The sequence below is a fragment of the Pandoraea nosoerga genome (assembly GCF_902459585.1).
Lineage (GTDB): Bacteria > Pseudomonadota > Gammaproteobacteria > Burkholderiales > Burkholderiaceae > Pandoraea > Pandoraea nosoerga.
Genome location: NZ_CABPSC010000014.1, coordinates 1 through 19,945 on the forward strand (window position 1 = coordinate 1; position 19,945 = coordinate 19,945).

Sequence of the window (19,945 nt, forward strand, 5' to 3'; positions counted from 1 at the left end):
CGGGCCGGGCGGCCGCCGCCTGCGCGCCTGGTGGCTCGCGGCGGCGTTCGCGGCCGGCGTGGCGGCAGGCGCCGTGGCCTTGCCGCTGCTGTCCTCGCTGCCAGGGGGCGCGCACAAGGGTGGCCCGGGCGAAGCGAGTGTCACGACTGCGTCGGCCGCCCCGCCGAAGTCGCCCCAGGGGGTGACGTGGGTGCGAGCCGCCGCCGAATACCAGCAGATGTACGTGCGCGAGACGATCGCATCGCTGCGTGTGGACGAAAGCGAGACCGCGCGCACCGTGAGCGACATCCGCCGCGACGACAGGCTCGACGTGCGGGTGCCCGACCTGCGTGCGCAGGGCCTGACGTTCAAGCGCGTGCAGCGCCTGCGCTGGCAGGACCGCGCGCTGGTGCAGATCGTCTATTTGCCCGAGCACGGCGATCCCGTGGCGCTGTGTCTGGTGCCCGACGCGCGCGCCGATCAGGGCGTGGCCGAGCAGCGGATCGAGCGCATGGGCGTGCTCACGTGGCGCAAGGCGCAGATTGGCTACGCGCTGATCGGTGCGCCGGGATCGGTCGACCTCAAGGCCGTGGCCGACGCGCTCGCTAATGGGCCCGTCGCGCCGCTCTACGGCTCGCTGATGGAGCGCGATCGGGAGGGCGGACGGGCGTCGTGAGCCCTCGCAGCGCCAGGACGAAACGCCTTCGACATCGAGAAGACGTTCGTCCTTTGCGGCGCGGTGTTCGCGATCAGGCCTGTGAGAGCTCGCCGTCGCGCAGACGCCACAGACCCAGCGGGTTGCCATCGCGCAGGGCTTCGGGCAACAGGGCGTCGGGCAGGTCCTGGTAGCACACCGGGCGCAGGAACCGGTCGATGGCCGTCGCGCCGACCGACGTGAACATGGCGTTCGACGTCGCGGGGAACGGGCCGCCGTGCACCATGGCGTGGCACACCTCGACGCCGGTGGGCAAACCGTTGGCGAGAATGCGTCCGGCGCGCCGCTCCAGGCTTGGCAGCAGGCGCCGTGCGGCGTCGGTGTCGCCCGCGTCGAGCTGCAACGTGGCGGTGAGCTGACCTTCGAGCCGTTCGGTGACGGCGATCATCTCGTCGAGGGTGTCGCACGCGATCACGATCGACGCCGGGCCGAAGACTTCCTCGTGCAACGTCGGGGTGGCGAGAAACCGGGCCGCCGTCGTGCGAAAGAGCGCTGCCTGTCCCTGGTATCCCGCGCCTGCCTGACCACGGCCGAGCAGCGTCACGTTCGGTTCGCTCGCCAGTCGCGCAATGCCCTTGTCGTAGGCCTGGTGAATGCCGGGTGTGAGCATCGTGCCCGCCGCCTTGGCCGCGAGCGCTTCGGCGGCCGTGCGGCAGAAGCGCTCGAGGGCGTCGCCGGCAAGTCCCAGGACCAGTCCCGGATTCGTGCAGAACTGGCCCACGCCCAGCGTGAGGGAGTCGACGAACGCGCGTGCGATGGCGTCTCCTCGCGCGGCAAGCGCCTCGGGCAGCACGTATACCGGATTGATGCTGCTCATCTCGGCATAGACGGGAATGGGCACCGCGCGCGCCTGCGCGATGCGTTGCAGCGCCAGGCCGCCCGCGCGCGAACCGGTGAAGCCGACCGCCGCGATTGCCGGATGCGCGACGAGCGCTTCGCCCACGGCGCGCTCGCCCACGAGCAGCGAAAACACCCCTTCGGGCAGATCTTGCTGTTGCACGGCCGAGCGCACGGCGCGCGCTACGAGCTCGGACGTGCCGAGATGCGCCGGATGCGCCTTGACGATGACGGGGCAGCCGGCGGCGAACGCCGATGCCGTATCGCCGCCCGCGACCGAGAACGCAAGCGGGAAGTTGCTCGCCCCGAACACCGCGACAGGGCCGAGCCCGATCTTCGCGAGACGCAGATCGCTGCGCGGCAGCGGCTCACGCGCGGGTTGCGCCGGGTCGATGGTGGCGCGCAGGAAGTGGCCGTCGCGAACGACGCGCGCGAACATGCGCAACTGACCGACGGTGCGGGCGCGCTCGCCTTGCAGGCGCGCGAGCGGCAGCCCGCTCTCGGCATGCGCGCGTTCGAGCAGCGAGTCGCCCAGATCGAGAATGGCTTGCGCGACAGCTTCGAGGAAAGCCGCTCGCTTGGCGAGCGGCAGCGAGCGGAACGGATCGAAGGCCGCGCGGGCGAGTTCGCAGGCGCGCTCGACATCTTGCGCCGTGCCCGCGCCGAACGTCGGCGCGAGCGTTTCGCCACGCGCCGGGTCGAACGCTTCGAGCGTTCCGGCACTGCCGCGCACGTCGGCGCGGCCGATCAACATCTCACCGGTGATCTGCATGGGCGCCCCTTAGCCTTCGACTTTCTGGATGAGGGCGTCGAGCGCTTCGAGCTCGGCCGGCAGCAGGTCGGTCAGCGGCGCGCGCACCGGACCGGCGTCGTGTCCCACGAGCTTCGCGCCTGCCTTCACGATGCTCACGGCATAGCCGGCGCGGCGGTTGCGGATTTCGAGGTAGGGCAGGAAGAACGTGTCGAGCAGATGGCCGATCGTGTCCTGATCGTTTTCGCACACGGCCCGGTAGAACTTCATTGCCGTTTTCGGGATGAAGTTGAACACGGCCGACGAATAGACCGGCACGCCCAGCGCGCGATACGCCGCGGCATAGACTTCGGCCGTCGGCAGCCCGCCCAGATACGAGAACCGATCGCCCATGCGGCGACGAATCTGCACCATGCGTTCGATGTCGCCCACGCCATCCTTGAAGCCGATCAGATTCGGGCATTTCTCGGCGAGGCGCTCGAGTTCGTCGGCGCCGAGTTTCGAATTCGCACGGTTGTAGACGATCACGCCGATCTTCACCGAACGGCATACCTGTTCGACGTGCGCGGCGATCCCGTCGAGGCTGGCTTCGGTGAGGTAGTGCGGCATCAGCAGCACGCCCTTGGCGCCCAGGCGCTCGGCTTCCTGTGCGTATTCGATGGCCAGGCGGGTCGGGCCGCCCGCTCCCGCGAGAATCGGCACCTTGCCCGCGCAGGTGTCGACCGCGGTCTTGATCACGGCACTGTAGTCCTGCGGTGTGAGCGAGAAGAATTCGCCCGTGCCACCCGCCGCGAAGAGCGCCGTCGCGCCGAACGGCGCCAGCCACTCCAGACGCGCCGCATAGCCGCGCGCGTTGAAGTCGCCATTGGCGTGAAAGTCGGTCACGGGGAAAGACAACAAGCCGTCGGAGACGATCTGCTTGAGTTCTTGAGGTGCGGTCATTTCCAGAGTTCCTGTCGGCCCGCGGGGCCGGATTCGGTGATTGAGAAGGCGCTCGAACCCGCGCTTGGCGCTGAGTTATATGTCATCGTATAACATGTCATTCGAGCGAACAAGAGGTGAGTGCCGTCGGGGACAGTGGTATAAACCCGCAAAAGCTATCGAAAAGCGCGATCGAGGGATTCTCCCGGGGCGTCGAAGGCCATGAAAGGCCGAGCGTCGGGAGAATTCTAGATGTATGATGACGCATAAGTGACGGGTGGTTGAAGCGGCATCAACGACGCCCGCGGTCATTGCGACGTGTCGCGCCTTCTGGCAGGTGCGCGCGTCGTTTATCGTCAAGGAAAGTGCAGAGGAGCGAGCAACATGGCAGCAACGACGCCGAAGGGCGACTCAGGGCAGTCGGGCGGCAAGGACGTGGCCGGCGCGGCTGGCGCTGCGCGGGCGGACGCGCCGCGCTACATCCGCATGCAGTCGGAGGACAACGTCGCCATTGTCGTGAACGACGGCGGTCTGCCCGCAGGCAGCCGTTTCCCGGACGGGCTCACGCTCGTGGACGCGGTGCCGCAGGGGCACAAGGTAGCGCTGACCGATCTGGCGCAGGGCGCGCCGGTGATTCGTTACGGCGTGGTGATCGGCTACGCGGCGCGCGCGCTGCCCGCCGGCAGTTGGGTGAACGAGCGCAATCTGACGATGCCCGAGGCGCCGTCGCTCGACCGTCTGCCCATCGCGAACCGAGTGCCGGCCGCGCTGCCGCCGCTCGAAGGGTTCACGTTCGAGGGGTATCGCAATGCCGACGGCTCGGTCGGCACGCGCAACATTCTCGCGATCACGACGACCGTGCAATGCGTGGCGGGGGTGGTGGAGTTCGCCGTCAAACGCATCAAGGAGACGCTGCTGCCGCAGTATCCGAACGTCGACGACGTGGTGGCGCTGGAGCACACCTACGGCTGCGGTGTGGCCATCGACGCGCCGGATGCGGTGGTGCCGATCCGCACGCTGCGCAATATCTCCACCAATCCGAACTTCGGCGGCGAAGTGATGGTGGTGAGCCTGGGGTGCGAGAAGCTGCAGCCCGAGCGTCTGCTGCCGGCGGGCAGCATTCCTATCGAAAGCACGGACGGCCAGGGTCGGCCCGACACCGTGTGTCTGCAGGACGAGGCGCACGTCGGCTTCCTCTCGATGATCGATTCGATCCTCGCGACCGCGCGCGTGCATCTCGAGCGGCTCAATGCGCGGCGTCGCGAGACGGTGCCGGCGTCCGAGCTCGTGGTCGGCGTGCAGTGCGGCGGCAGCGACGCGTTCTCTGGCGTCACCGCCAATCCCGCCGTGGGCTTCGCCACCGATCTGCTCGTGCGCGCCGGGGCGACGGTCATGTTCTCGGAGGTCACCGAAGTGCGCGACGGAATCGACCAATTGACCTCGCGCGCCGCGACCCCCGAAGTGGCCGAAGCGATGATTCGCGAGATGGCCTGGTACGACGCGTATCTCGAGCGCGGTCGCGTGGACCGCAGCGCGAACACCACGCCCGGCAATAAGCGCGGCGGCCTGTCGAACATCGTGGAAAAAGCGATGGGCTCGATCGTGAAGTCGGGCACCGGGCCGATTCATGGCGTGGTCTCGCCCGGCGACAAGCTCGATCGCACGCGCCAGCGCGGCCTCATTTACGCGGCCACGCCCGCGAGCGATTTCATTTGCGGCACGCTGCAACTGGCGGCGGGCATCAATCTGCACGTCTTCACAACCGGGCGCGGCACCCCCTACGGGCTGGCGGAAGTGCCTGTCATCAAGGTGGCGACGCGCTCGGATCTTGCGCGCCGCTGGCACGATCTGATGGACGTCGACGCGGGACGCATCGCGACAGGCGAGGCCACCATCGAGGACGTGGGCTGGCAGCTCTTTCACCTGATGCTCGCCGTGGCCAGCGGCGAGAAGACCTGGGCCGAACGATGGGGGCTGCACAACGCGCTCACGCTGTTCAACCCCGCGCCGGTGACCTGAGGCGAGGGGGTGACGCGCGACGCCACATGCAGGCGCGGCGCGCGAGGCTCAGAGGTCCGCTTGCGTCCTCGCGAGCCCGAACTCGAGCATGGCCGGCACGAAGCAGTGATTGAGCGTGTCGCGGCGCGAGAGCTTCGTGAGCACGTAGCGTCGAAATGGCGTGAGCGTCGCCCAGTCGCTGACCTCGGGCGGCAGCAGGTCGGCCATCTCGCATTGCCTGAGCAACCCCGGGGGCAGGGCGTTCGTGTCGCGCCACGCTTCGGGCGCGGGGTCGACGCTGCGCTCGATCGCCTTGCCCAGATGCCGCCGTGCGATCTCGTCGAGGCGCGCGGCGAAGTCGTCGTCGCCAGGCGGGCACGACGCGAGCGTCTCGCGCGCTTGCTGCGGCAGTGACTGCCAGTCCGTCAGCGACAGGTGCTGGCCGTTCCGATCCAGATTGAAGCGAATCGCCATCGTGATGAACTTCAGGTTCTCGCAGGCTTCGATCTCGAAGACGAAGATCGGCAAACGCTGATAAAGATGCATGACGGATACTCCTCGCGTGGCGACGTATGGCGTGCCGTCGATTGTACTCGCGGCTTGGCGGGCGTGACGGTGGCCCGCGCCGTGTGACGGGATGCCGGCGGCCTTGCCGACGTCTTCTGCATCGATGGCTTGGGAAACGTCTGAATTTTGTGCGGGAGCAAAGGCTAGCGGAACCGGTCCGGAACCGACGCCGCACGGGGCGTGGGCTCGATCGGCACGTCGTTTCCCAAGGGGGAACGAGAGTGCGCGCTCTGCATCGTTGTGAATAATCCTAGCGTCCCGAAGTCTTCCGCAGGCGCCGCAGGCTTATTTGAGGTAGACGCTTTTGTCATCGCGCCGACGAGGTGCCTGGCGCGAGCGGCTGTCTCCCGGGGCACCGTCGCCTGCGTCACTTGCCATGCTGCAAACGCTGCATTCGCCAGGAGCCGCCATGCCCGCCCGTCCTTCGTCCCCGCCGTTCCCTTTCCTTCCCGTCGTGCTGACGTCGCCCCCGGCCGCGCGCACGCGTGCGTCGTCGTCATCTGACGCGACGGTGCGCACGAATCGTCCACCCACGACTCGTTCACCGAAAGCCGAGGCGGCCGACGCCTCGCGTGCTGTCGCCAACGCCAGGCCGCGCACGAGCCAACGCGCGGGCGTGGCGTTGGCGCCGCCCGCACCGGGCATCGATGGCGGAGTGCGCGTGGAGATCGTGCGCCGTATCGCCCGCGATGAAGTGACGTTGCTCGGCGCGATCGTTCGATGAGTCCGACGCCCGATACGTCAGCCATGCCCGCCACGTCCGCCGTGCCGGACGCCGGCGGCGCCCCGCGCATTGCCACGGCGTCGGGCAACGCGGTATGGGCGATGGTCTCGCCGCACGCGCGGTGGGCGAGCGACGCGAACACCGTCACGGTGTCGAGCTCCGAGGTCTCCTGCTCGGTGCATGGGGCCGCCGACGACGCCATGCTCTGGCTCGAGCGCATGCGGCACGGCGTGCTGCTCGCCGAAGCGCCCGCGCCGGGTACGTGGCTGGCGGCGCTCGTCGACGAAGATCTCGTGCATTTGCTGCCCGCCACGCACCCCGATGTGATTCCGGCCTTCGGGCGCATCTGCGACGCGTGGGTGCGCGGCGTTTTCGCCGTGCCGTTCTGGGCGCGGTTCCTCGCGGGCGAGTCGAGCGAGATCCAGGTGCTCGCGTTTCTCGCGCAGCTCTATCACCGCGCGGCGGGCGCGGACGTCCATTATCGGATCGCGGTCGAGCGATGCACCGACGCCGTGCTGCGGCCAATGCTCCTGCGCCAGTATCGAGAGCAGCGCGGGCAGGCGACGATGCTCGCCGCCGGGCTGCTGCGCTGCGGACCCGCGGCGCGCACGTTTCTCGACAGCGGTGCCTTCGACGCCACGCATGCGCTGATCGATTTCATCATCGACGCGGCAGGCGACATGCCGACCTACGTCGGATGCTGCTCGCTATGTCAGGCTCCGGCCACGCTGCGCGCGGCGAGCGAAATCGAAGCGCAATTCGACGAGCTCGCGCAACGCTATCCATTTGCCGCCGAGGGCTTCGCGGCGGTGTGCGCGCACGCGCGGCACGATGCGAGCGTGTGCGGCGGCGCGCCGCTGCTCGCGCAATGGGTCGAGGAGGCAGGCGTGCCCGACACCGCGGCGCGACTGCGTTGGCTGCGCGGCGCCCATGGCGTTGCGGCCGCCTACCGGACGATGTTCGAAGCGCTGCACCGGCTCGACGAAGACGTCTGAGCGGGGCGCCGGGCAATATTCGATTCGGGCAACCCATCATGTCCCCGAACGGGGCGCGCGACTCGTATAATGGCGCTCCAACGGCGGGGGCGGTTGCGGCTTCGCGTCGTCTGCCCCCTGACCATGACAACCCATCTCGCCTACCTCGCCGCGCTCGGTGCCGCGCTCTGCTGGGCCTGCAGCGGCATGATCGCCATCACGCCCGTGCGCCAGGCCGGCTCCTTCGCGTTCAACTACGCTCGCATGCTGCTGGTCTTCGCGATGCTCCTCGCGGCGCTCGCGGTACTGAGCGGCTGGCCTTCGCTGACGCTGGAGCAGTGGCTGCGGCTGACGGCGTCAGGGCTGATTGGCATTCTGGTGGGCGACACGATCCTTTACACGTCACTCGGCCGGCTCGGGCCGCGACGCAACTCCATCATCTTTGCGACGAATGCCCCGATGACGGCGGTGCTCGGTTACTGCTGGCTCGGCGAGGCGCTGGGCTGGCAGGCCGTGGCGGGGGTGGCGCTGGTGACGGCCGGCGTCGCGATGGCGATCGCGTTCGGCGGCCGCCGCGAGGACGCGCATCACTGGGAGTCGGTGCGAGGCGACGTGCGTGTGGGCGTCGCCATCGGCCTGACGGCGGCGCTGTGCCATTCGATCGGCACGTTGATCGCGAAGCCGGTGATGGCGGCGGGCGTTGACCCGGTCGGTGCGTCGGCAGTGCGCGTGGGCGTGTCGGCGCTGGGGCTGACGATCGTGGCGGCGCGGCGCGGGCGCGCCGTGTTCTCGGCGTTCACGCCGGGCACGCTGGCATTGACGGCGGCGTCGGGCTTCGTGGGCGTGGCGCTGGGCATGACGCTGTTGCTCTACGGCATGGGGCACGGCAACACGGGCGTGATTGCGACGCTCTCGGCCACGACGCCGGTCATGGTCCTGCCACTGCTGTGGATGCGGACGCGTCAGCGCCCGGCGCCCGGCGCCTGGTGGGGCGCGCTGATCGCGAGCGCCGGCGTGGCGCTGATCTTCAACCGGTGAGCTGGCCGACCCGCGCGCTCCTGCGCGCTGACGCGCTCAACGCGTGAGCGGCGATTGCAGCGGATCGGAGTTTTGACGTGCGATATCGGGCGCGGTCACTGCGGCCATCGCGGGTGGGGCCGGCGGCGCGTCCGTGCGCGGGCGCGCCGGCGTGAGCAGGCGACGCAGCCAGGCGGCCAGGCGTTCCAGCACGCCCGGATCGTCGTTGAACAGTTCGGGGCGCAGCACGCGCAGGTAATCGAGAATCTGTTCGGCTTCCTGACTACCGACCGAGCCATAGATCACGGCGAGATCGAGCAGCGCGCGCAGTTCGCCGAGTTTCTCCCGCGCCTGCAGCGAGCGGGCAGTCTCCACGGCGCGCTTGGCCTCGAATACGCGCTCGCGCAGCACCGAAGCGGTGCGCCACGCGGGCGTCTGCAGCGTGGCTTCGAGCGTGCGCAGGTCCTGTGCGGAGCTCACGATCTGCCCGGCGAGCGATTCGACGATGCGCTCCTCTCCCTTTGCCTCGCGCACGATGCCCTCGGCCCAGCGGCTCGCCTGACGCGACATGTCCTCGCGCGTCCATTCGGGGCGGGAGACGAAATAGAAACCGTGCTGGCGCGCCTGATTGAGAATGATCGAGACGACGTCCGGAAACTGCTTGTCGAAGGTGCGTTTGGCCCACGCGTAGTGACCGCCCGCGAGCAATTGCGCCACGGCGGCTTCGGTAAGCGGCACGGTGCTGTCGAGCAGCCGGGCGCGCAGGAAGTCGTCGAAGGGCGGCGGCGTGAAGTGACGGTCGACGGCGGCGGAGATGCGCACGAAGGCGTCGAAATCCTTCTTGAGGTCGGCGAGGGCACTATCGGACAGGGTGAGGGCAATGCGGCTCATCGTAACGGGCTCCCGGCCACTGCAGCGATGGCGCGAGGCCCGCGCATGCGCGAGCCTGCGTCGGCCCGTCGGGCGTCTGCCTGAGTGCAGCGGGCGAGAGGCGCTGTCGCCGAAGCCCGTGCCACGTGCATCCCCATTGCGCGTGAAGTCATGTGCAGCGATACGTGTAGTCGGTGCGTCGCGGTCGTGGCCGCGCGCTGTGAAGACAGCCTCCGATGTACCGCGCAGCGTCGCGGCATGCGTGGCCCCATCTGGCGCTATTGGCGGCGATTCTAGCGTATGCGCCGCCAGCGAGTCACCGCATGCCGGCCGTGCGTGCGCGGAATTCACAATTCGCGTTTCCGCAAGGCATACGGCATGGCCTGCCTGCTTAACGGCATATCGGCGCAGAACTTTAGCGATTCTGTCGTTATTTTTCGTCAACGCACTGGTCGTGCCCGACAAGGCGACGCGGGAACCCGGCGCCGCCCCAATGGAGCGCGCTCTCAGGGGGCCTCGACGCTTGCCGCGGGACGCAGCAGATAGACGGCGAACCGCTCGCGGGTGTCGAGCCAGACGCGTTCGATGTCCCAGCCCGCGGCGCTGGCCAGCGCCCGGAACTCGGCCTGCCCGTACTTGTAGGAGTTCTCGGTGTGGATGGATTCGCCGGCGGCGAACGCGAAGCGGCGGCCCAGCACGCTCGCCTCGCACGGGCGCTGCGCGACCAGATGCATCTCGATGCGGCTCGCCTTGGCATTGAAGCGCGCTTCGTGCCGGAAGGCGTCGAGCGGCAGATTGCCGTCGAGCTCGCGGTTGATGCGGGCGAGCACGTTCAGGTCGAACTCGGCGGTCACGCCCCGAGCATCGTCATAGGCGGGCAGCAGCACGGCCGGATCCTTGCAGGCGTCGACGCCTACCACCATTCGACGGCGCGCACCGAGCATCTTGGCCACGTGCGCGAGGAAGGCGGCCGCTTGCGCCGGCGCGAAGTTGCCGATCGTCGAGCCGGGGAAGAAGCCCAGGCGCGGGCCATGTGCGGTGGCTTCATCCTGCAGTTGGGGCGGCAGCCGGAACGGTCGCGTGAAGTCGGCGCGCACGGGCAGGATCGGAATGCCAGGGCAGCGGCGGGCCAGCGTGGCGACGGCGTCGTCGAGAAAATCGCCGGCGATATCCACCGGCACGTAGGCGCGCGGCGTGATGAGGGCGTCGAGCAGCAGCGGCGTCTTGCGGCTCGACCCGCTGCCGAATTCGACGACGACGGCGTCCGGCCCGACCACGTCCGCAATGGCGGCGGCGCACTGAGCGAGCAGGGCGGTTTCGGTGCGCGTCTGGTAGTACTCGTCGAGTTCCGTGATGGCTTCGAACAGTTCGCTGCCGCGCCGGTCGTAGAGCCAGACACTCGGCAGCGACTTGGGCGTGTGGCCCAGACCGGCGAGCACGTCCGTGGCGAAGGCGTTCTCAGGCAGTGACGGGCAAACGAACGCGGTAGCTTGGGTAGCTTGCGACATCAGCGATCCTCCGCGAGCCTCAGGCCGCAGAATTGCCAGCGCTGATGCGGGTAGAAGAAATTGCGATACGTGGCGCGCGCGTGACCGGGCGGCGTGGCGAGCGAGCCGCCGCGCAGCACGAACTGGCCGCACATGAATTTGCCGTTGTATTCGCCGACGGCCCCCGCTGCCGTCCGAAACCCCGGATAGGCGACATATGGACTCGCCGTCCATTGCCATACCGGGCCGAAGCACTGCTGCATCCGTGAGGTGGGCGACGCCGGCGACGATGCCGACGCGTCATCCACGGCGATTGCCGCAGCCATCGCCGATCTCGCCGCGACTTCCCACTCCTGCTCTGTCGGCAGCCGCTTGCCCGCCCAGCGCGCGAACGCGTCGGCCTCGAAATAGCTCACGTGCTGCACCGGCGCGTTGTCGTCAACGGGCTGCATGCCGGCGAGCGTCATCGATTGCCATTGGCCGTCGTGCAGTTCCCAGTAGAGCGGATGTGCCCAACCTTCACGTTGCACTGTCGCCCACCCGTCCGAGAGCCAGAGGCCCGCCATGCGGTAGCCGCCGTCTTCGATGAATGCGCGCCATTCGCCGTTGGTCACCACGCGCGACGCGATCGCAAACGGCCGCAGCAGCACGTCGTGCGCGGGTGTCTCGCAGTCGAACGCGAAAGTGTCCCCCGAATGCCCGATGCGATGCTGCCCCCCGTCGTGAGCGATCCACTGCAACGGGCCGGCGTCGTGCACCGGAACGGAGGGCGGGCGATGGGCGGGACGCAGCGGGTTCTGCGCGAACAGGTGCAGCAGGTCGGTGTGCATGAGCTCCTGATGCTGCTCCTCGTGATGGAGGCCAAGCGTGACGAGCGCGGCGACCTCGCGCGGCAGGTCCGCGTGCAGGAACCTCTCGTGCATGGCCGCGTCGACGTGATTGCGATAGCGCAGCACTTCGTCGAGCGTCGGGCGCGTGAGCAGGCCGCGTTGCGGACGCGGGTGGCGCGGGCCGGCGGCTTCGTAGTAGGAGTTGAAGAGGTAGGCGAAGCGCGCGTCGTAGGGGCGGTAGCGCTTGCCGAAGCGCGCAGCCGACTCGCTGAGCAGGAACGTCTCGAAGAACCACGTCGTGTGAGCGAGATGCCACTTGACGGGACTGGCGTCGGGCATCGACTGCACGGTGGCGTCGGCGTCCGAGAGACCCTGGGCAAAGGCGACCGACGCGGCGCGCACGGCGTCGTAGCGCTCGGCTAGCGTCCCCGTGCGGCTCGTGTCGCCGTGTGGCGCGACGCGGGGCATGCCGAGCGCGGCGCGTGCAAGGGAATCATTGAGGGAGGTGCCGGAGGGCGCCTCGGCTTGCGACGTACAACAGGGGAGGGTCATGGGACACACCGTGTTGTGAAACGTGCTGCCTATTGTAGACCCGTTGCTCCGCGGGTGTGTGACGGTTCGTAACGAGACTTGCCAGCCACGTGCGGGCGGCCAAGGGCGGCCACGGGCGGCCGGCGAGCGGTCGGGGAGGCGTTGACGCCGGCCGGCAGGCCGGCGCATCGATGCATCGCGCCTTACATCAGCCAGCCCGTCAGGCCGAGCAGACTGCCGCCTGCGACGAGCCACAGCGGATTCCAGCGCGTGCGCAACGTGATGACGATGGCCGCGATTGTGACGAGTCCGCGCGCGACGTTGACGTCGACTTCGCGCGCGAGCACGGCGCTGCTCGCGGCCAGCAAACCGACGGTGATGGGGGCGAGGCCCGCGCGCACGGCGCGCACCCATCGCGAGCGCTCGTGCCGGTCGACCCAGCCCCCGACGAGATAGGCGAGCAGTGAGCTCGGCGCGCATTTGGCGAGCGTGGCGCTAAGCGCGCCGGGCAGTCCCGCCGCCTGCAGGCCGATCAGCGTGACGGCCATGCCGTTCGGGCCGGGAGCGGCCTGTGCGAGCGAGAAGAACGTGACGAACTGGGCATCGGTGATCCAGTGGCGCGTTTCCACTGCATAGCGGTGGATATCGGCAAGCGTGACGTTGGTGCCGCCGACGGCCAGCAGCGACCAGAGCGAGCCGTGCAGGAACAGGTCGATGAGTGTGTTCATGAGACGCGGTGTGGGCGATGGCGGTCCGGCGATGTCGGATTGGCGCGGCCGGGTTGGCGGTGTCGGATGGGGGGGCGGATGGACGCTCTCAGCAGGGCGGTGTGGCGGCGTCGCGGCGCTGCGACCGGTACGCGGTCACGACGGCACACGGGCCGAGCACGGCCAGCACGAGCAGCAGCGGCAAACCGAGCAGGAAACTGGCGATGAAGGTGGCCGCCGCGAAGGTCAGCGTGCTCCAATGCCGCTGCAATCCTGCGAGCAAGCGCACGGCCGTGGCGATCACGAGGCCGGTGGCGGCGGGCATCAGCCCCGAGAGCAGGTGCTGGACCAGCGGCGTTTGTCCCCATTGCGCGTAGGCGAAGCCGATCAGAATGATGACGATGGTCGGGCAGAAGTACAGTCCTGCGACAGCAGCCGCGGCGCCGCGCGGGCCGCGAAAGCGCCGGCCGAGGACGGTGGCGATATTGGCGACGTTGGGGCCGGGCAGGAGTTGCGCGAGCGGGAGGAGTTCGGCGAATTCGCGGTCGCTGAGCCAGCGGCGCTGGTCGACGACCATGCGCCGGGCCCTTGGGAGGACGCCGCCGAAGCCGGTGGCTCCGACCGAGCCGAAGGCTACGGCCAGTTCCCAGCAGGACGGGCGATGTGCGGTGGCGTTGTTGTCAGAGGTGTCTGATGTGGCGAGTTGCGTCACGATTGTCCGTTGCCGATCGAGCCATGAATTTCGTGTTCGAGACGCACGACTTCCTGAGCGACGAGCGCAATGGCGTTCCGGATTTCCATGAGCGCGACGTAGAGGGCCTGCGCGTTTTGCGGGGATTGCTGGGCGACATCGCGCGCGGCGGTTTCGATGGCGTCGAGCGACAGGGCGATGCGGTCGAGATTCTCCAGCATGGGATCGATCTCCATTGACGCGCACGGAGCGTGCATACGCCCATGATACCCAACTGACGTATCCCGGTGGGGGATGTTAGAATGCGTGCCCTTGCCGGGGTGATGAAATTGGTAAACATAGCGGACTTAAAATCCGCCGCCTTCGGGCTTGCCGGTTCAAGTCCGGTCCCCGGCACGCCTACTCCAATTTTGATGCAGTTTGAAGGGCCTTTTTTGAAAGGCTGAAGTCGGCCAGAAGCGGTCGTTCGACATCGCTGGCTGGATCGCTGACAATCCAGCGTCTCCACATTTTGCAAGGCTTTCGATTAATGAGTTCGACTTGCCCGTTCCGGGCGATTACAGATCGCTCATTGTTGGAAGGTACCGCCTATGTAGAAGTCATGGCAGGCGCCTATACAGGTCGATGCTGGAACGACGGTTCACTGTTCTTTGAGGAAGAGGTATTTGGGTATATCGAACCGACGATCGCGAAGTACAAGTCAAGTTTCGATCACTACGCTTTTACGCAAATCAGCATGCCCGACTGGGAGAAGATTCTCAAAGCCCTCACGGACATCCGAAGTGGGCTGGAAGGCGAGACATTCAGACCGGCCATGCTCGAGCGGATCGGCTTCCTCTTCGCCGATTCAAAAACAAGATTTATTGAGAACCTAGGCACAAATTGTGTCGCCCTCGGCTCGATGATTTCGCAGATTGAGGCGTGGACCAGTGGCAATCAGTTCGGGCATGACTGTGTCACGATTCTCGGCCTGTAGTTCCCCTGTAGCTGCCTGAACGTCATCGCCTTCATTCGTTCGACGCACAACAAGCGGGCGGCTATAGCCACGCATCTGTCGGTAGTCGACCAAAACCGGTCACTGGACAGTACAACAAGCCGACCGCTCGAAGGCCGCGACTATAGCTAGCAACGAACAATCGTGCTCCATGCCCTGTGAGCCACAATGAATACCGTCCAACAGCACCTCGCTAACTGGAAGCACGCGCTCGTAACATTGCCAATCATACGCAATATGAACTGACCGTCACCGGTTGAATCCACATCCAAACCCGGATGCTCTTGGTATATCATTGCTACGCTTCGATTCCCGGTGTCGATTCCGCTTCAGTGAATCGGGAGCAAGATCACTAAGTTGCGCCGTTTAAATTGGTTAAATCATTCAGACAAGCCTGGGCCGGGACAATTTTTATTGCACGTCTCAGCATCGGTTTCGATAACAATTCATAAAAGAAGCGGGGAACAATGAGCGCATTTTTGAGAGGGGCGCGAATAAGAGCTGTTGGGGTTGCCTTACTTTGCGGTGTTCTAGTGGGCTGTGCGACGTACGAGCCGCCTAAGGACGGAGATACCGCAACAATCGCTTTTACCGGCGGCGCCAGGTACGCGTACATCGATACCGCTTCACACGCAGGGAGATCTTGCAGTGCGGTACCCCAGGCCAGAGGGGAAAACTGGCAGAACCAAATTCTCCCTGCAGGTCGACAGGTCTGGATTCGGCAAGGGATTGACACCACTGGGCTTGCGTACGGCGTGTCCTGCGGCTTCACGTATTCGTTCATTCCTGAGAAGGGTGCCGAGTACGTCGCTGAATACTCCTTTGACATGAAGAGGTGTTCTCTCCACCTATCGCAACAGCTTTCCTCCGGAGCTCGTGTCGCTGTGCCGACTTATAAACGTGAGTCTGGATACTGCTGGTAGTGGGTGACATAAAACGGTCTCGGGATTGTGACCATCGGCTGCATACTCGCTTGTACCGACGGATCGGCACTGAGTGGAAGACACTGCCGCAATGACTGCTTTTGGAAAATGTGAAAGACCGCTTCGGGTCGGAATCCGCCAGTCATGACGAAAAATTTTCCTCGGCGAGAACTCCAGCATCGGTGCACCAAACGTGCGCCGATTGACCATAGGTTATTGATATTACTGCTTATTGGATTCTGGTCCCCGGCACGCCTAGCCCGCCATATCTCGAGGGCTTGGGCTTCTCTCCTTGTCCGCATTCGGCCAGCCGCGGTTGATCAGGCGGCGAGATCAAGTTCGTTCACGCCGCCACACGAAGTGCGGGACGCCGCGTGCCTTTTCAGCGAAAATGGGGATCCTCGTACCATTACCGACTGATTCGATTGGGGGGAAAGTGGCAGAGCAGCGAACCGCACTTGTAACTGGCGCAACGAAGGGGATTGGTCTAGCCCTGAGCAAGCATTTGCAGGAGACCGGATGGAGCGTCATCGGCGTGGCGCGCCATGCGGCGGAGGGCTTCCCCGGGCGGCTTTTTACGGCGGATTTGGCCGATGTTCGGCAGACGGGCGAGGTAATGGCGCAAATCCTGGCGGCATCAAGAATTGATGCGGTGATCAATAATGCCGGTATTGCCCTTCCGCAAAAACTCGAATCTCTGGATCTGCCATCTCTTGAGGCCGTATTTGACTTGAACGTCCGGGCTGCGGTCCAAGTTACTCAGGCCTGCCTTCCCTCACTGAAACAGTCGTCGGCGGGGCGCATCGTGAATGTATGCAGTCGCGCGATTCACGGTGCGCGTGACAGGACTTCATATGCTGCCGCAAAGAGCGCATTGGTCGGGGTCACGCGTACTTGGGCGCTCGAACTGGCGCCGCTAGGCATTACCGTCAACGCCGTGGCTCCCGGCCCCGTTGAAACGGAGCTTTTTCGTTTGACGCGCCCGGTTGGCGGAGACGAGGAAAAAAAGATTCTCGCTACCATTCCCATGGGGCGCTTGGGCAAGCCGGAAGAGGTGGCGTCCTTGATCTCATACCTCATCTCAGACGGCGCATCCTTCGTTACGGGTCAGGTAATTGGCGTAGACGGAGGCGGAAGTTTGGGGGGGCGCTAGGACACGGCCTCGTAGCCACAACTGACCGCTTGGGCAGGAAGCCTCGTTCTGCTCATGACAGTTTGGGAAGGTCTGCAATGCGTCGGAATCGGCCCTCCGCGACGATCCATTTCCCTCGGTGAAAACTTTCGCATTGGTGCACCAAACGTGCACCGATTGCGGGCGGTTATTGATCCAATTGGCTATAGGTTTCCTGTTCCCGACACGCCTCCTCCATTTGATGCAGTTCAAAGGGACTCCTATGAACGGCTGAAGTCGGCCGGAAGCGGTCCGTCGATGTGATTGGGCATCTGCGTAGGACTTTAGTCCGATGCGCCCTGCGCCGCATTGAGGCACATTCTCCCCATCCGAAAAGAACAAGAGGGGACCTGGGGAATGAACAGCATCCATCCGCGCACGTCGGGGGCGAGTGCAAAGGCCACTCAAGTCACGGCATCGGCACGCTCACCGCACACATGTGATCTTGCACTCACTCGTCTGCGTGTCTCGATTGTCGTCGCTGCGCTAGGTTTCGTTGCGAACTCTGGACCGGCACAGGCGCAAAGTTCCGGTGGCTTGGGCGGTTACATCAACCCCAACGCTCCCAACGGCGCCGATGGGAATATCGCCGGGGGCGATGGCGGAGCGCAGGGTGTCGACGGCGAGAGTGTATCTGGCGTACTGAATTCAATGGGAGGAGCCGGGGGGCGCGGGACGTTCATAGGACCCACCGGAGTCATTACCGGAAACGCTGGCGGCGACGGGTCAGGCGCATTCATATCAGGGAATTGGATTTGGAGCGGGTATGGAGCGGGCGGTGGCGGCGGTGCTGCAGCGCTTTCAGGCGCCGACCTGTTCCTGGACAGCCATAGCACGTTCGTTGGCGGACACGGCGGTCATGGCGGAGCCAGCGCTGCTTACAAGCCAAATGTCGGCGCCACTGAAGGTTCATCCGGAGGAGGTGGTGGTGGCGCGGGCGGTGATGGGGCAGACGTTCTCTCGGGACTTGCCACGCTTCTCCCAGGCGCCACTATCAACGGTGGTGCGGGAGGAGACGGCGGAGACAGCAGCACCTACGGGGGTGGCGCTGGTGCAGGCGGTGACGGTGGCGTTGGTGTTCACCTCCTGGGTGTTTCCGCCCTCCATAACAAGGGAAGCATTGTTGGTGGCACCGGCGGACTTGGAGGGTATCGGTATTATGCGTACAACAGTATCGAAAGCTACGGGGCCTCAGGCGCAGGTGGCGTTGGCGTGCTCGCGGACGGTGGCAACTCGATCATTAACGCAGGCACAATTGCCGGTGGTATGAGCGGTGATGGCGTGACCCGCGCCCCGGCGATTCTCTTTGCAGGTAGCAATAATTCGCTGGAGCTTTGGGCAGGGTCCGCTATTTCCGGAAACGTTGATGCGACGGCGGGCACGAACAATGCCCTCATCCTCGGGGGCGCCACGGATTCGAGTTTTGACCTCTCGCAGATCGGTCTCACCGCGCAGTATCGCGGCTTCCGCGTTTTCAGGAAAACCGGCACGAGTCTCTGGACGTTGACCGGAACCGGCGCGTCGATCACACCATGGAGCGTTGAAGCGGGGACGCTGCAAGTTGGCAGCGATGCCAGCCCGAACACCCTACTCAACGGTGATGTACAGGTCGACAGTGCTGGTACGCTGCGCGGTCGTGGCACGATTGTTGGCAATGTCACAAACAATGGCATCGTGCGCCCGGGTGCTTCCATCGGTACGCTGACCATCGATGGCAATTACGTCCAAAATGCCAACGCGACATTGCTCGTCGACGTATCGAATGCCCCGACCACGAAGGGGCAGACAAGCGACACCGGCTACAGCCGATTGGTCGTTACCGGCAACGTCACCCTCAGTCCCGGCGCCAGCATCAGCCTGAGTGGTACCGGCGCCGCTTACGGTTTTGCCCTCGCGCAGCGCTTCGTGGTGATCCAGGCGAGGACTGGTGCTACCGTGAGCTACAACGCCGGTTTGCTGAACTACGGCGTGAGCGATGCACGTTATGCGCTTACGGGCGCCGACGTGACGGACGCTGCGTCGGGGGCGAGGAACCTGGTCGTCACCGTAGGCGCTCAGCCCGCTGAGCCGACAATTCCTTCCGATGCGGGTGCCACCCCGTCGATCCCGTCACCGATCCGGCCAACCACGCCCGCTGCTATCGCCTCGCTTGGCGGCCTGCAAAGCTACACTGGGGTCGGCAATCTTGCGCTGCTCAATCTTTACAATGCGTCGCTTGCTATTGGCAGCGTGAGCGAAGCCAATCATGCGGGGGCACAGCTATCGCCTGCGCACCAACTTGCCGCCTCACGGGCGGCCGCCGCGCCGACGTTCAACACGTTGAGCCTTGTGGGCGCCCGCGCCGACTCGTTGCGTCTGGCGCAGTCCGGGAGTCGCGGTATCGCCACGGGCGATGGCGCACCGGTGTTCGGTCTATGGGGGCAGGGCTTTGGCGGTCATGCGAGTCAGGGCATGGTTGACGACATCGCAGGCTACAGCGCGAACTACGGCGGTCTGATGCTCGGCGTCGACCGGGCGCTCGGCGACAAATGGCTGGCGGGCGGCGTATTCTCGTTCAGCCACACGAAAATCAACGGTTCGGACGACAACTCGGGCACTTCAACGCAGGTCAACGGCTATGGCCTGCTCGCTTACGCCAGCTATTTTGGTTCGCCGTGGTATGTGAACCTGTCCGGCGGCGTCGTGCAGCAGCGTTACAACACCACGCGCGTGATGGATTTCACGGGATTCTCCGGTGTCGCGAAGGGTGCGTTTTCCGGACAGCAGTACGTCGCGCGCACCGAGTTCGGGTATCCACTTGCGCTGGGCAGCGGCACGCTCACGCCGCTCGCGAGCCTGACCTATAGCTATCTGCATCAAGGCAGCTATACGGAGACCGGAGGCAACGGTGCGGCACTCTCCGTTGGCACGGCACACACCAGTTCGCTTCGCAGTGCATTGGGCGCACGACTGGAGAAGGCGTATGCGACACGTTATGGCGACATCATGCCGTTCGTGCAGGTGCAGTGGATTCATGAGTTCGTGAACTCGCGTGCGCTCACCGGTGCGAGCTATGCCGGTGACTTCACCGGCGAGACCGCCTTCACCGCAGTCGGTCCGTCACCGGTTCGTGATCTGGCTGACATCACGCTAGGGGCGACGCTGATGCGTCGGAACAATCTCTCACTCACCGCTCGCTATGAACTTCAGGTGGGCGCGCGGTTCGTTTCCCAAACGGGTAGCCTGCGGTTGCAGCAGCGGTTCTGAGGCGCTGGCGTG

General features: G+C 65.7%; 16 protein-coding genes, 1 tRNA gene and 1 pseudogene. 9 read left to right on the plus strand and 9 right to left on the minus strand.

Translation table 11 applies throughout. From position 1 onward, the window contains the following. Positions 1-655, plus strand: a pseudogene (locus tag PNO31109_RS21985) (anti-sigma factor); the annotation flags it as partial. 73 nt (positions 656-728) lie between these two features. Here PNO31109_RS21985 and PNO31109_RS16895 read toward each other — a convergent pair. After that, on the minus strand, positions 729-2,303 hold the full coding sequence (locus tag PNO31109_RS16895; RefSeq protein ID WP_150556631.1) for an aldehyde dehydrogenase (NADP(+)): 1,575 nt from the start codon (positions 2,301-2,303) through the stop codon (positions 729-731). Between the two features lie 9 nt (positions 2,304-2,312). Then, on the minus strand, positions 2,313-3,224 hold the full coding sequence (gene kdgD / locus PNO31109_RS16900; RefSeq protein ID WP_150556632.1) for a 5-dehydro-4-deoxyglucarate dehydratase: 912 nt from the start codon (positions 3,222-3,224) through the stop codon (positions 2,313-2,315). A gap of 465 nt (positions 3,225-3,689) precedes the next feature. On the opposite strand from kdgD, the gene garD reads away from it, so the two are divergent. After that, positions 3,690-5,222: a galactarate dehydratase gene (gene garD, locus PNO31109_RS16905; RefSeq protein ID WP_150556760.1), complete on the plus strand. Its 1,533-nt coding sequence runs from the start codon at positions 3,690-3,692 to the stop codon at positions 5,220-5,222. A gap of 48 nt (positions 5,223-5,270) precedes the next feature. On the opposite strand, the gene PNO31109_RS16910 is transcribed toward garD, so the two are convergent. After that, positions 5,271-5,747 (minus strand): nitrate reductase associated protein, encoded by a 477-nt coding sequence (locus PNO31109_RS16910; protein ID WP_150556633.1) that lies wholly within the window; start codon positions 5,745-5,747, stop codon positions 5,271-5,273. A gap of 430 nt (positions 5,748-6,177) precedes the next feature. Here PNO31109_RS16910 and PNO31109_RS16915 point away from each other — a divergent pair, with 430 nt between their 5' ends. The 3 genes from PNO31109_RS16915 (at position 6,178) to PNO31109_RS16925 (ending at position 8,504) form a co-directional block, all read left to right on the plus strand. After that, positions 6,178-6,492, plus strand: a complete 315-nt coding sequence (locus PNO31109_RS16915) for a hypothetical protein (protein ID WP_150556634.1) — start codon at positions 6,178-6,180, stop codon at positions 6,490-6,492. Positions 6,493-6,515: 23 nt separating this feature from the next. Next, positions 6,516-7,487: a hypothetical protein gene (locus PNO31109_RS16920; RefSeq protein ID WP_150556635.1), complete on the plus strand. Its 972-nt coding sequence runs from the start codon at positions 6,516-6,518 to the stop codon at positions 7,485-7,487. Positions 7,488-7,610: 123 nt separating this feature from the next. Beyond that, on the plus strand, positions 7,611-8,504 hold the full coding sequence (locus tag PNO31109_RS16925; protein WP_150556636.1) for a DMT family transporter: 894 nt from the start codon (positions 7,611-7,613) through the stop codon (positions 8,502-8,504). Positions 8,505-8,540: 36 nt separating this feature from the next. On the opposite strand, the gene PNO31109_RS16930 is transcribed toward PNO31109_RS16925, so the two are convergent. The 6 genes from PNO31109_RS16930 to PNO31109_RS21990 all read right to left on the minus strand — a co-directional run bounded on the left by PNO31109_RS16930 (position 8,541) and on the right by PNO31109_RS21990 (position 13,820). Then, the gene (locus PNO31109_RS16930) at positions 8,541-9,374 is read right to left on the minus strand and encodes a DUF4088 family protein (protein WP_150556637.1); all 834 of its coding nucleotides are present in this window, start codon (positions 9,372-9,374) and stop codon (positions 8,541-8,543) included. A gap of 485 nt (positions 9,375-9,859) precedes the next feature. After that, complete coding sequence (gene egtD, locus PNO31109_RS16935; protein ID WP_150556638.1) at positions 9,860-10,861, minus strand: L-histidine N(alpha)-methyltransferase; 1,002 nt, start codon at positions 10,859-10,861, stop codon at positions 9,860-9,862. Beyond that, complete coding sequence (gene egtB, locus PNO31109_RS16940; protein WP_150556761.1) at positions 10,861-12,138, minus strand: ergothioneine biosynthesis protein EgtB; 1,278 nt, start codon at positions 12,136-12,138, stop codon at positions 10,861-10,863. The genes egtD and egtB overlap by 1 nt, the downstream gene beginning before the upstream one ends. Positions 12,139-12,404: 266 nt before the next feature. After that, positions 12,405-12,929, minus strand: a complete 525-nt coding sequence (locus tag PNO31109_RS16945) for a chromate transporter (protein WP_150556639.1) — start codon at positions 12,927-12,929, stop codon at positions 12,405-12,407. 88 nt (positions 12,930-13,017) lie between these two features. Further along, positions 13,018-13,620 (minus strand): chromate transporter, encoded by a 603-nt coding sequence (locus PNO31109_RS16950; protein ID WP_244958194.1) that lies wholly within the window; start codon positions 13,618-13,620, stop codon positions 13,018-13,020. Next, positions 13,617-13,820: a hypothetical protein gene (locus tag PNO31109_RS21990; RefSeq protein ID WP_174966446.1), complete on the minus strand. Its 204-nt coding sequence runs from the start codon at positions 13,818-13,820 to the stop codon at positions 13,617-13,619. The genes PNO31109_RS16950 and PNO31109_RS21990 overlap by 4 nt, the downstream gene beginning before the upstream one ends. Before the next feature lie 93 nt (positions 13,821-13,913). On the opposite strand from PNO31109_RS21990, the gene PNO31109_RS16955 reads away from it, so the two are divergent. The 4 genes from PNO31109_RS16955 (at position 13,914) to PNO31109_RS16970 (ending at position 19,933) form a co-directional block, all read left to right on the plus strand. After that, positions 13,914-13,995 (plus strand) — tRNA-Leu (locus tag PNO31109_RS16955). 133 nt (positions 13,996-14,128) lie between these two features. After that, on the plus strand, positions 14,129-14,575 hold the full coding sequence (locus PNO31109_RS16960) for a hypothetical protein (protein WP_241013903.1): 447 nt from the start codon (positions 14,129-14,131) through the stop codon (positions 14,573-14,575). Between the two features lie 1,332 nt (positions 14,576-15,907). After that, positions 15,908-16,669 (plus strand): SDR family oxidoreductase, encoded by a 762-nt coding sequence (locus PNO31109_RS16965; RefSeq protein WP_244958195.1) that lies wholly within the window; start codon positions 15,908-15,910, stop codon positions 16,667-16,669. A gap of 1,230 nt (positions 16,670-17,899) precedes the next feature. After that, complete coding sequence (locus PNO31109_RS16970) at positions 17,900-19,933, plus strand: autotransporter family protein (RefSeq protein ID WP_150556641.1); 2,034 nt, start codon at positions 17,900-17,902, stop codon at positions 19,931-19,933. The last annotated feature ends 12 nt before the right edge of the window (positions 19,934-19,945 follow it).